This window comes from Symbiopectobacterium sp. (assembly GCF_051710365.1).
In the GTDB taxonomy this organism is placed as follows: Bacteria; Pseudomonadota; Gammaproteobacteria; order Enterobacterales; family Enterobacteriaceae; genus Symbiopectobacterium.
This window is the reverse complement of record NZ_JBPETA010000094.1, coordinates 1-12,021: the sequence shown is the minus strand read 5'-3', so window position 1 is coordinate 12,021 and position 12,021 is coordinate 1. Positions and strand designations below refer to the sequence as shown.

At 52.5% G+C, this 12,021-nt stretch carries 8 protein-coding genes and 4 pseudogenes; 9 read left to right on the top strand and 3 right to left on the bottom strand.

All coding sequences use genetic code 11. The features are described 5' to 3' along the window. Nucleotides 1-70, top strand: a pseudogene (locus ACTBDZ_RS10185) (surface-adhesin E family protein); the annotation flags it as partial. A 324-nt stretch (nucleotides 71-394) separates the two neighbouring features. Here the strand turns inward: ACTBDZ_RS10185 and ACTBDZ_RS10180 are convergent. After that, nucleotides 395-862, bottom strand: coding sequence for a glycine zipper 2TM domain-containing protein (locus tag ACTBDZ_RS10180; RefSeq protein WP_438815218.1), 468 nt, complete (start codon nucleotides 860-862; stop codon nucleotides 395-397). 394 nt (nucleotides 863-1,256) lie between these two features. Between ACTBDZ_RS10180 and anmK the strand changes: the two are divergent. From anmK to pdxY, 5 genes and pseudogenes are all read left to right on the top strand, one after another. Beyond that, nucleotides 1,257-2,369, top strand: a pseudogene (gene anmK, locus ACTBDZ_RS10175) (anhydro-N-acetylmuramic acid kinase). Between the two features lie 122 nt (nucleotides 2,370-2,491). After that, complete coding sequence (locus tag ACTBDZ_RS10170) at nucleotides 2,492-2,824, top strand: MliC family protein (RefSeq protein WP_438815217.1); 333 nt, start codon at nucleotides 2,492-2,494, stop codon at nucleotides 2,822-2,824. Between the two features lie 72 nt (nucleotides 2,825-2,896). Continuing rightward, nucleotides 2,897-3,580, top strand: a complete 684-nt coding sequence (pdxH, locus tag ACTBDZ_RS10165; RefSeq protein ID WP_438815216.1) for a pyridoxamine 5'-phosphate oxidase — start codon at nucleotides 2,897-2,899, stop codon at nucleotides 3,578-3,580. A gap of 136 nt (nucleotides 3,581-3,716) precedes the next feature. Further along, nucleotides 3,717-4,994: a tyrosine--tRNA ligase gene (gene tyrS / locus ACTBDZ_RS10160; protein WP_438815215.1), complete on the top strand. Its 1,278-nt coding sequence runs from the start codon at nucleotides 3,717-3,719 to the stop codon at nucleotides 4,992-4,994. Between the two features lie 89 nt (nucleotides 4,995-5,083). After that, a pseudogene (pdxY, locus tag ACTBDZ_RS10155) lies at nucleotides 5,084-5,937 on the top strand (pyridoxal kinase PdxY). A 39-nt stretch (nucleotides 5,938-5,976) separates the two neighbouring features. Here the strand turns inward: pdxY and gstA are convergent. Beyond that, nucleotides 5,977-6,585, bottom strand: a complete 609-nt coding sequence (gene gstA / locus ACTBDZ_RS10150; RefSeq protein ID WP_438815214.1) for a glutathione transferase GstA — start codon at nucleotides 6,583-6,585, stop codon at nucleotides 5,977-5,979. 418 nt (nucleotides 6,586-7,003) lie between these two features. Between gstA and acnA the strand changes: the two are divergent. After that, nucleotides 7,004-9,683: pseudogene (acnA, locus tag ACTBDZ_RS10145) on the top strand (aconitate hydratase AcnA). 88 nt (nucleotides 9,684-9,771) lie between these two features. Here the strand turns inward: acnA and ribA are convergent. Then, on the bottom strand, nucleotides 9,772-10,371 hold the full coding sequence (gene ribA / locus ACTBDZ_RS10140) for a GTP cyclohydrolase II (protein WP_438815213.1): 600 nt from the start codon (nucleotides 10,369-10,371) through the stop codon (nucleotides 9,772-9,774). Between the two features lie 309 nt (nucleotides 10,372-10,680). On the opposite strand from ribA, the gene pgpB reads away from it, so the two are divergent. Both pgpB and ACTBDZ_RS10130 read left to right on the top strand, forming a co-directional pair. Continuing rightward, the gene (gene pgpB, locus ACTBDZ_RS10135; RefSeq protein ID WP_438815212.1) at nucleotides 10,681-11,448 is read left to right on the top strand and encodes a phosphatidylglycerophosphatase B; all 768 of its coding nucleotides are present in this window, start codon (nucleotides 10,681-10,683) and stop codon (nucleotides 11,446-11,448) included. 8 nt (nucleotides 11,449-11,456) lie between these two features. Next, nucleotides 11,457-11,924 carry a hypothetical protein gene (locus tag ACTBDZ_RS10130; RefSeq protein ID WP_438815211.1) on the top strand — a complete coding sequence of 156 codons (468 nt, stop codon included), beginning with the start codon at nucleotides 11,457-11,459 and terminating at the stop codon, nucleotides 11,922-11,924. The last annotated feature ends 97 nt before the right edge of the window (nucleotides 11,925-12,021 follow it).

The following is a 12,021-nucleotide window of genomic DNA, read 5'->3' as shown; positions in this document are numbered from 1 at the left end:
CATGGCGATGGTCAAAGCGCTTAACCGGATCACGCTATTAGGAATGCCGAACAGTATTCGCATCACGTAACAATCGACCCGATGGGGCACAGTCGTTACAAGTTCTGATTTATTCAACAAAGCCGTTTTTTTACTGAAAAAAGCTGGTGAGGTTTTAGCCTGGGCAGGAGATATACCTTTTGACGTCTTTTTTAGACGATGTGCTATTTTTCGTTAAAAACGTGTTGTACCCGACGTGTTTTGTGCCAATGCAATTATTTGTTCAGCATGCCTGTACGATTGAGGCTGCATTGTGTCCGAATGAACTTTTCATGTGAAGTGACATTATTGATCTAAGTAATAATGCAGGTTATCACCACCGTGCCGGTGGTGATAACAGAAAATAGAGGCGTGTTTATCGTGGTGCTACAGTCACGTTTTGGCCGTTGCTGGACATGGCAACGCGTTGGCCCACGCTGAAACGGGTATCGCCCTGGCGTTGCACAACCATGATGGTGGTACCATCATCACGACGGATTTCCAACTCGACGCCTTGAACGCGGTTCATCGCACCTTGTGCACTTTGCCCCGCTACGCCACCCGCCACCGCGCCTGCTGCGGTTGCCAGTGAACGACCCGTGCCGCCACCGATGGTGTTACCCAGGAACCCACCCAGTACTGCGCCACCAATTGCGCCCATGGTGCCATTCTCATCGCCAGCCAGAATCTGTACAGGTCGTAATGAAACGATGGTGCCATAAGTTACAGTACGAACCTGTTTGGCTTCAGAGGCGCGATAAACGTCACCGGAAAGCGAACTGGTGTTGGCACAGCCCGCCAATGTCATACCGGCTAAAGTAATCACAAGTAAACGCTTCATCATATATAAGACTCCTGTAATCGCAATGTGTCAGCTTTCCGTTACTGAAGGCTAACGTGGTAATGCTTATCAAACGGTCACTGCGAAACGCCAAATTGGCCGTTGCGCACAACTCACCCTGATATAATAGGATTATATTGATAATGAAAAATGGCTAAAGTTCCTTGCTGCCACTATTCTCTTTCATCCTATTGGCGCATATGTTCATTTTATAGCAAAAAATGGCCTTTTTTTCCTCAAAATAAACGCGCATTCAAAGAATAGGATGTCGAATCCGCCGTAGAATGAAGAATACCTGAGCCGTTCGCCCGCTCGCAATGTTATTTTGTAAACAAGTGCAGCTTGGTTTATGGGGATTTTGTGTGCGTGTACAGTACGGGATGGGAAATACACCGTTATGAAATCAGGCAGATACATCGGAGTGATGTCGGGCACCAGTCTGGACGGTGTCGATGTGGTTCTTGCAGCGATTGATGAGCACACGGTCGCGCAGTAGGCGAGCTATTGTCATCCAATGCCGTTGGCATTGAAGCAAGCGATTCTGGACGTACGTCAGGGGCAGGCGGTAACGCTGTCTACGTTAGGTCAGTTGGATACACGCCTCGGCAAGCTGTTTGCTGAAGCAGTGCTAATGCTGTTGAAACAGACCGAACTCGATGCCAGCGATATCATGGCGATCGGCTGCCATGGACAAACGGTGTGGCACGAACCGGTCGGTGACGCGCCTTGTACGCTGCAAATCGGCGATAACAACCAGATTGCAGCGTTGACTGGCATCACAACGGTGGGCGATTTTCGCCGACGTGACATCGCGCTTGGCGGGCAGGGTGCGCCGCTGGTGCCGGGTTTTCACTATGCGTTGTTGATGCACCCGGATGAACGTCGCGTAGTGCTCAATATTGGGGGGATTGCCAACATATCCCTGCTGGCGCCTGACTGTCCGGTACGTGGCTATGATACCGGGCCAGGAAACATGTTGCTGGATGCCTGGATCTGGCGTCGTCAAGGGCAACCCTATGATAAAGACGCGCAGTGGGCGGCAACCGGACAGGTTAACGTCTCCTTGCTGCGCCGCATGCTGGTCGATCCCTATTTCGCTTTACCTGCCCCTAAAAGCACCGGGCGTGAATACTTTAATCTGGGCTGGCTGGAAAAGCAGCTTGCCGGTTATGGCGCCCTTGCGCCTCAGGATGTGCAGGCCACACTGGCGGAGCTAACCGCCGTCAGCATTGCCGACCAGGTGCTGTTAACGGGAGGCTGTGAACGTGTGCTGGTGTGCGGCGGTGGGGCGCGCAATCCCCTGTTGATGGCGCCTCTGTCCGCATTGATGCCTGGCATTGAGGTCAATACCACCGATGAGTGTGGCGTGAATGGCGACGATATGGAGGCGCTGGCTTTTGCCTGGCTCGCTGCGCGCACCTTGTCGGGACTGCCCGGGAATCTGCCGTCAGTGACCGGTGCCAGCAAAACGACGATATTGGGGGCGATTTTTCCCGTTCTGAACGACTAATCAGATTTTGCTGAGAGGTCGTTGTAAAACCCGTTGTTACACTGTTGTTATCGGTGACTCGACAGGCTGTGTCGTGGTCATGTGGAGATAACTTTAAGACAGGTAACAACGGGAACGTAACAATGAAAATACTGCTATCGGGCCGCGCTGGCGTGCTGTTAGGGCTTATGATTCTGTCCGGCTGTAGCGGTTTTAACCGGCAGGCACCGGTAAAAACGCTGCATTATCAGTGTGGCACCCTGCCGCTCACCGTGACGCTGAAACAGGATATCCAGCCTGCGGAAGTGCATTTCCTGCTGGATGGCGAGCGCCTGCAACTTCCGCAGGTGGTTTCTGCCTCAGGCACCAAATACAGTAATAACCGGTATACCTTCTGGAGCAAGGGGGAACGCGCCTTTATCGAGCGTAGCGGACACATCATTGCGGATGATTGCCTCCTACAGAATGCGCCTTGACATTGAGATTTTCCCGCTGTGGGCGCAGAATGGAATGATGATTTTCGTCCCGACACACCACAGCAGGATGTTATGACACAGGACAACACTTCACTTCCCTCCGCCGCATTTCCGACCGAAGATGAAATTGCGGACGTCAGACGCGAATATACCCGTGGCGGTTTACGCCGCAATGAATTGACCGCCAACCCACTCGGTTTGTTTGATAAGTGGCTCAAGCAGGCATGCGATGCGCGCCTGTCCGATCCTACCGCGATGTGCGTTGCTACCGTCGATGAGCAGGGCCAACCATACCAGCGCATCGTGTTGCTCAAACACGTCGATGAGCAAGGTATGGTGTTTTACACCAATCTGGGCAGTCGCAAGGCACAGCATCTGGCGCTGAATTCGCGTATCAGTTTACTGTTTCCCTGGCACAGCCTGGATCGTCAGGTGATTGTGACGGGGCATGCTGAACGTTTATCCACCATCGAGGTGTTGAAATATTTCCACAGCCGACCGAAAGAGAGCCAGATAGGCGCTTGGGTTTCACAACAATCGAGCCGCATATCGGCCCGTGGCGTGCTGGAAAGCAAGTTTTTAGAACTGAAACAAAAATTCATGAAAGGCGAGGTGCCGTTACCGAGCTTTTGGGGCGGATACCGCGTGGTCATTGATACTGTCGAATTTTGGCAGGGCGGGGCGCATCGCCTGCATGACCGCTTTCTCTACCAGCGCGACGGTGATAACTGGCAAATCGATCGTCTGGCACCTTAAGTGCTGCGAATTGTAGCAAATATCCCCTTTAAATACTGGCGCTCCCCTCGGGGGCACTTTATTCTATGACGTTACGTTATTTCCCTTGGAATACGGTTTTTTAAACATCGTTTATTTTACGAAAATGGAGCTATTGATGGCGAGTGGTAACCTGATTCAACAATTGCAAGAGCGGGGCCTGGTTGCTCAGGTAACGGACGAAAACGCGTTAGCAGAGCAGCTGGCGCAGGGGCCAATTGCACTGTATTGCGGTTTCGATCCGACCGCTGACAGCTTGCATTTGGGGCATCTGGTGCCGCTGTTGTGCCTGCGTCGCTTTCAGCTTGCGGGACACAAGCCCGTGGCATTGGTCGGTGGAGCCACTGGACTTATCGGCGATCCGAGCTTTAAAGCCACAGAGCGTAAACTCAATACCAGCGAAACCGTGGGCGAGTGGGTTGAGAAGATTCGCGATCAGGTGTCGCCGTTCCTGGATTTTGATTGCGGCGACAATAGCGCTGTCATGGCGAACAACTATGACTGGTTCGGAGGCATGAACGTGCTGACTTTCCTGCGCGATATCGGTAAGCACTTCTCTGTTAACCAGATGATTAACCGCGAAGCGGTGAAACAGCGTTTGAACCGTGATGATGTGGGTATCTCTTTTACCGAGTTTTCTTACAACCTGTTGCAAGGATATGATTTCGCGGCGTTGAACGAAAAATATGGCGTTGCGTTGCAGATCGGCGGCTCTGACCAATGGGGTAATATTACCTCCGGGATCGATCTGACCCGTCGCTTGCACCAGAATACGGTGTTCGGCCTGACTGTTCCGTTGATCACCAAATCAGAAGGTACCAAATTTGGTAAAACTGAAGGCGGCGCAGTCTGGTTGGATGCCAAGAAAACCAGCCCGTACAAATTCTACCAATTTTGGATCAACACCGCCGATGCGGATGTTTATCGCTTCCTGAAGTTCTTTACCTTCCTCAGCATTGAAGAAATTACGGCGCTGGAAGAAGAGGACAAAAACAGAGGCAAGGCGCCACGCGCCCAGTATGTGCTGGCAGAAAACGTCACGCGTATGGTGCACGGCGAAGAGGGGCTGCAAGCGGCGCAGCGCATTACTCAGAGCCTGTTCTCAGGTGCACTGAATGCGCTGACAGAGAATGACTTTGCCCAGTTGGCACAGGATGGCATGCCTGTTATTGAACTGGGGCGTGATGCTGACTTGCAGCAGGCGTTGGTAACGGCTGAACTGGTCCCTTCTCGTGGTCAGGCGCGTACCATGATCGCCTCAAATGCGGTGACTATTAACGGCGAAAAACAGTCTAATCCTGAGTATGCCTTCGCGGACAGCGATCGTCTGTTTGACCGCTATACGTTGCTACGCCGTGGTAAAAAGCACTACTGCCTGATTTGTTGGACGGCATAAGGAAACAGCATGCACAAGGGAGCGAAGGCTACCTTTTATTCTTGGTAATACTCCGAGGTCAGTGATAAGCAAGGTCAGGTTGTTGATAAATAAAAAACATTCTTTCTATTCAGTCCAATGTGGTTTTTGGACATGCAGGGAACAGTGCCGCAGAGTTTCCGATGCGGCGTATGGGCGCAAACGTTTGTCCGCTCAATACGGTGCAATTCTCCAATCATACGCAGTATGGGCAGTGGACCGGCAGTGTGATGGACGCCAGTCATTTGACCGACATTGTGCAGGGGATTGCCAATATTGACAGACTGGCGCGCTGCGATGCGGTGCTGAGTGGCTATATCGGTTCCCCCGAGCAGGGCGCCAGCATTCTGGATATCGTCCGTCAGGTTTCAGGTTAAAGCGGCGAATCCGCAGGCGATCTATTTTTGCGATCCGGTGATGGGCACGCCCGAGAAAGGTTGTTTTGTGGCACCCGGTGTTTCGGGTTTCCACTGTAACCAGTCGCTGCTGGCAGCCGATGTGATTGCGCCGAACCTGCCGGAACTGGAACTTCTGGCTGGTGTGACGGTGCACAATGTGGATGAGGCCGTTGCCGCAGCGCGTCAGCTCTGTGAACGCGGACCGAAAATCGTGTTAGTTAAACACCTCAGCCGCTCAGCACGCCGTGCTGACGCTGGTTACGCCTACTGACGCCTGGCATATCCGCCGTCCGCTGGTGGAATTCGAACGTCAGCCTGTTGGTGTAGGTGATTTGACCAGCGGCCTGTTACTGGTGAACCTGCTCAAAGGCGTTGCGTTAGATAAGGCGCTGGAGCACACCACGGCAGCGGTATATGAAGTGATGCTGGTGACCAAGGAGATGGACGAGTACGAACTGCAATTGGTGGCGGCACAAGATGGCATTGCCAACCCACGCCATCATTTTCAGGCGGAACGCCTCGGTTAATGGCGCGTTAGGCGGCATCCTTGGGTGCCGCACTCTCTCTTACCCTTTCAATCGTTCAACCTTCAATGCCGTCAATACTGCCGGGCGTTCTGCAATATGGTCGAGATAAGCAGCCAGCGCCGGATAGCGGAACATATCGAGCTTTAACGACTGCGCCCACCGCATCACGGTAAACAGATATGCATCCGCGACGGAAAAACGATTTCCCACCAGATAGTTTTGTTCACTGAGCACGATGTTGATATAGCGGAAACGAACCTGAAGGTATTCCTGTAGCAGTTCCTTGTAGGTTTCTGGTGTGCCTGGACGAAAAATGGGGGTAAACGTTTTGTGCAGTTCGGCGGAAATATAGTTGAGCCACTCAACACAGTGATAACGCGCCATGGTGCCTATCGGTGCAATCAGGTTGGATTCGGGCACTTTATCCGCAATGTACTGCGCGATGGCGACGCCTTCCGTGAGCACCGTACCATCATCCAATTGAAGTACCGGCACCATCCCTTTCGGGTTGATAGCCGTAAAATCCTTACCGCCAGCCGTTTTTTTCTTTTTAATATCGACACTTTCTAACGTGAAATCTTGACCGGCCTCGCGTAAAACAATGTGGGGAAAAAGAGAACAACTTCCTGCTGTATAATACAACTTCATGAACAACTCCTTCTTATCATTAGATTAAGACATGGAGAGCGGAAGACCCTTTCCACAAAGTAATGCGCCAGACCGTGGTGTGTTTCAAACGCCCCAACCACCCTCTATCGTGCCCGAAATCAATTCAACAAGGTGTGCGATCACTCGCAATTAGATTGTGATATAAAAAATTCATATTACTGACAATAAGTAAACGATGTTTTTACGCATTTGTACTCGCTTTTGCCTGAATGTGTCAGAAACGCCCGATTTATAACGATGATTGCAGTGATAGCTGAATAATCTCCTTGTTACTAAAACGTTATTTTTTGTTTGTGTTATCTTTAAACAAGACCGTATGAAGCAGCGGGATATCTCTCTCTCCTGTGACATGGCGGTGCAATAATATCGATAACCTGTCAAGCCATTGGGAGGCAGCATGTCACAGGCGCTACACAACGCCTATCTGGATAGGCTCAATGTCCGGCAACAGACTTATCACTACTACAGCCTGTCACAGGCTGAAAAATCGTTAGGCTCATTAAAAAAATTACCGAAGTCTCTGGCCGTGCTGCTGGAGAACTTGTTGCGTTATCTCGATGGCGAGACGGTGCAACAAGCGGATCTCGACGCGGTATCCGCGTGGTTGGAACACGGCCATTCGGATCGCGAAATTGCATACCGTCCTTCACGCGTGCTGATGCAGGATTTTACCGGCGTACCTGCCGTGGTGGATTTGGCGGCAATGCGCAATGCAGTGCACCGTCTGGGGGGAGAGGTTAACAGGGTGAATCCACTTTCACCCGTCGATCTGGTGATAGATCATTCGGTGACGGTTGACCATTTTGGCAATCCGCAGGCGCTGGTAGAAAACACGCGGCTTGAGATGACGCGTAACCATGAGCGTTACCAGTTTTTACGCTGGGGGCAAAAGGCGTTTCGTCATTTCCGTGTGGTGCCACCGGGCACTGGCATTTGCCATCAGGTCAATCTGGAGTATTTGGCTAACGCCGTGTGGTGTGAAACCGTAGAGGACAAAACTATCGCCTATCCTGACACGCTGGTTGGTACTGATTCACATACCACCATGATCAACGGGTTAGGTGTACCGGGGTGGGGCGTTGGTGGTATTGAAGCCGAAGCCGCCATGTTAGGACAACCGGTTTCGATGTTGTTGCCGGATGTGGTGGGTTTCAAACTCAGCGGAAAGCTGGGGGAGGGGATCACGGCAACCGACCTGGTGCTTACCGTTACGCAAATGCTGCGTAAGCACGGCGTTGTCGGAAAATTTGTTGAATTTTACGGCGATGGACTGGACAACCTGGCCCTGGCGGACCGGGCAACCATTGCCAACATGGCACCCGAATATGGTGCCACCTGCGGCTTTTTCCCCATCGACGATGTCACTCTGGCCTATTTGCGCTTAACCAACCGCAGCGACGAACAGATAGCGCTGGTAGAAGTTTACAGCAAAGCGCAGGGCTTGTGGCGGCATCCCGGGGACGAACCCCGTTTTACCAGTCAGCTGGCGTTGGATATGGGGACGGTGGAAACCAGTCTGGCGGTGCCAAAGCGCCCACAGGATCGCGTCGCGTTGGCACAGGTGCCCGCCGCGTTTACCGCCAGCCGCGAACTGGGTGTCAGCAGTGGCAAAGCGGAGGCAGACGCGGTTGACGTGACATGGGCGGATGAAACCTTCTCGCTACGGCAGGGAGCTGTCGTGATTGCGGCGATCACCTCATGCACCAATACCTCCAATCCTAGCGTGTTGATGGCTGCGGGGTTGTTGGCAAAGCACGCGGTAGAGCGCGGCCTGCGACGTAAACCTTGGGTGAAGACCTCGCTGGCACCTGGTTCCAAAGTGGTTCCAGATTATTTCGCCAAAGCGGGATTAATGCCTTATCTCGATGCGCTGGGGTTTCAACTGGTAGGGTATGGCGGCTGTACCACCTGTATTGGTAACTCAGGGCCATTGCCGGAACCAATAGAACAGGCGATTAAAGCCGCCGACTTGACGGTTGGTGCCGTTCTCTCGGGCAACCGTAACTTTGAGGGACGCATCCACCCGCTGGTGAAAACCAATTGGCTGGCTTCGCCGCCGTTGGTGGTCGCTTATGCATTGGCGGGCAATATGACGCTCGATTTGACCCGCGATCCGCTGGGCGTAGGGCACAATGGTGAACCAGTGTTCTTGAAAGATATCTGGCCCTCGGAGAAGGAAGTTTCCGACGCGGTGCAGCATGTCAGCGTTGACCTGTTTCATAAAGAGTACGCTGCTGTTTTTGAAGGTACGCCCGAGTGGCAGGCGATAGACGTAGGGGATAACCCCACCTACAAATGGCCGCAGGATTCTACCTATATTCGTGAAACCCCGTTTTTTACCATCATGGGCAAAGACCCCGATCCGATACAGGATATTCACGGGGCGCGAATTCTTGCTCTGCTGGGGGATTCGGTTACCACCGACCATATTTCTCCTGCGGGCAGCATCAAAAAAGAGAGCCCGGCGGGCCGTTACCTGCTCGATCGCGGGGTCAGCGTGGAGGATTTTAACTCCTACGGTTCACGTCGGGGTAACCATGAGGTGATGATGCGCGGCACATTCGCCAATGTACGCATCCGCAATGAGATGGTGCCGGGCACGGAAGGGGGCTACACGCGGCATATCCCCTCACAAAACGTTATGGCCATTTACGATGCGGCTATGTGCTATCAGGATGAACAGGTAGCGTTGGCGTTGATTGCCGGAAAAAAGAGTACGGCTCGGGTTCCAGCCGCGACTGGGCGGCAAAAGGGCCGCGGTTGCTCGGGGTCAGAGTGGTGATTGCGGAGTCGTTTGAGCGCATCCACCTCTCCAACTTGATTGGCATGGGGATTTTACCGCTGGAGTTTGCCCCCGGCGTGACGCGTAAAACCTTAGGGCTGGCGGGTGAAGAGCGTATCTCGATAGCGGGCCTGCAAGCCTTGACGCCGGGTGCTACGGTGGACGTCACCCTCACGGACAGTCAGGGACACGCGCAGGTTATTCAAACTCGATGCCGTATCGCGATACCCGTAATGAGCTGACCTATTATCAGCACGGCGGTATTTTGCACTACGTCATTCGCAAGATGTTGTGATGAGCAGTAGGCGGAAATATCGGGGCCCGAAGGCCCCGATAGCAACGTCAGCGTGTTGTTGATAGCGGCAAGTCGCTATAGACACACATTAACGCGGAGGGAGATCCAACATATGGCCCATTTTGGCTGCTTTGGTTGCCAGATAGCGCTCATTTTTAGGGTTGCGTCCCACGACTAACGGCACTCGTTCAACAATGTTGATGCCTGCATCATTGAGGATTTTTACTTTTTGCGGATTGTTGGTCAGCAAACGTACTTCATTCACGCCCAACAGCTTGAACATATCCGCACATAGCGTGAAATCGCGCTCATCGGCCGCAAACCCGAGTTGATGATTTGCTTCGACGGTATCGGCCCCCAGATCTTGTAACGCATAGGCGCGAATCTTGTTCAACAAGCCGATATTACGCCCTTCTTGTCGGTGATAGAGCAGCACACCACGCCCCTCTTCAGCAATATGGCACAATGCGGCTTCCAGTTGGAATCCGCAATCGCAGCGCAAGCTGAACAATGCATCACCGGTTAAACATTCGGAATGGACACGTGCCAGAACAGGCGCTGGACCGGAGATATCACCGAAAACCAGCGCGAGGTGATCGTGTCCTGTGGCTAACTCTTCGAATCCTACCATGAGGAAATCGCCCCAGGGGGTGGGTAATTTTGCTTCGGCCACCCGTTTAAGCTGCATTTTACATCTCCAACACAAAAAGATTGCGCATATCCTACTGCCGGATAACGCAATTAACCAGTAAAAACGCCATTGCGGAATAAAACCAAACGCAAAGCATGCAAGTGCTCTGCATGTGTTCATCCGGTTTTTATCACAACACGATGCCTGTACAGCAGCACAGGTACTGACATAACGATGGAGTAGTTTACGTTCCATTGACGAAGGCGGGGAGATTTCGTGATAAATTTATGAATAATTTGCGATTTACACCCACTCTTTAACCGTGTTTTTCAGCGTTTGTGAGTGAAAGGTGAAACAGGGGAAGCTATGTACGACATTGCCAAACGCACTGCCCTCGGTGCGGGAATTTTGCTGATATTGCCCGTTGCCGTAGGGTTGAGCGGCTGGCAATGGCAACCCGAAACACAGGGACTTTGGCTGCGCGGACTGTTCTGGGTCACGGAAACAGTGACGCGCCCCTGGGGGATAGTGACCAGCGCGCTGTTGGTGCTCTGGTTTCTGTGGTGCTTACGTTTTCGTTTCAAACCGGCCCTGGGCGTGCTGGCAATCATGGCACTGACTGTACTGGTAGGTCAGGGCCTGAAGTCGTTAATTAAAGAGCGGCTTCAGGAGCCGCGCCCCTTTGTGGTCTGGTTGGAAAAAGCGTATCAGGTCGATGAACGCTATTTCTATTCTTTGCCGCGCCCCGAGCGCGCGCGGCTGGTGGCGGAACAACTGAGCGCGCAGACGCAGATACCTGAATGGCTGCGCGCCCATTGGCAATTTGAAACGGGTTTCGCCTTCCCGTCAGGACATACCCTGTTCGCGGCAACCTGGGCGTTGCTGGCGGTAGGGTTGTTGTGGGCGCGGCGGCACTATAAAACCGTGGTGGTATTGATGGTGTGGGCGTCGGGGGTGATGGTCAGTCGTTTGGCGTTGGGCATGCACTGGCCGCAGGATTTGATCGCGGCGACCCTGATGAGTTGGGTGTTGGTAGTGCTGGCTTGTACGCTGGCACAGCGCTGGTGCGGTCCATTAACGCGATCGCCTCAGGAAAGGCAAAGTGATGATGACGTGACAAAGGGTCACAAGTGACCCCTCCTATGATGTCAGGCATTGCGGTTCATATCGTGAGCCTTTCTGGTGTTTCAGGCAGATGGGCCGTGGTCAGGGATCATTACTTGCGACGCATATCTTTGAACAGCCTGATACGTAAAATCGTCTCTGTGACTAATACACATTACTGTAAACGAAAGCCGGTCCCTGCGGTGCAGAAATCCCCATGGTGCATAACGGCGGGGATACGGGCCACGTTAAATCATGTGATCGCCAAAGATGGAACCACATTACAAGATGCGCTAGAGAGTTTACATCTGAGGTTGAACGTCACCCTGGCGTCTCAGCACACCATCGTCAAAGGTAAAACGGTGCAATTGCCTTACGACCCAACCGAAATTTTTACGTTGGAAAAGTGGGGAACGAAGTACCGCATGGTCAATGCGATTGAGGGGGTAGCCTCACACATTGACGGTTATTATATTTTTATCTGTATTAGTCGCGACTTGATCTGACACTGGACCTTGCAAGGTTGAGAGTTACCGGTTTTGATATGGGTGTCCAATCCTTATACAAAACACGAGGTAACTCTCATGATTCATACTAACAATC

Coding starts and splice junctions, on each gene's coding strand:
- gstA (WP_438815214.1), bottom strand. CDS start 6,585: ATGAAGTTGTATTATACAGCAGGAAGTTGTTCTCTTTTTCCCCACATT.
- ribA (WP_438815213.1), bottom strand. CDS start 10,371: ATGCAGCTTAAACGGGTGGCCGAAGCAAAATTACCCACCCCCTGGGGC.
- tyrS (WP_438815215.1), top strand. CDS start 3,717: ATGGCGAGTGGTAACCTGATTCAACAATTGCAAGAGCGGGGCCTGGTT.
- pdxH (WP_438815216.1), top strand. CDS start 2,897: ATGACACAGGACAACACTTCACTTCCCTCCGCCGCATTTCCGACCGAA.
- pgpB (WP_438815212.1), top strand. CDS start 10,681: ATGTACGACATTGCCAAACGCACTGCCCTCGGTGCGGGAATTTTGCTG.
- ACTBDZ_RS10130 (WP_438815211.1), top strand. CDS start 11,457: ATGATGTCAGGCATTGCGGTTCATATCGTGAGCCTTTCTGGTGTTTCA.
- ACTBDZ_RS10180 (WP_438815218.1), bottom strand. CDS start 862: ATGATGAAGCGTTTACTTGTGATTACTTTAGCCGGTATGACATTGGCG.
- ACTBDZ_RS10170 (WP_438815217.1), top strand. CDS start 2,492: ATGAAAATACTGCTATCGGGCCGCGCTGGCGTGCTGTTAGGGCTTATG.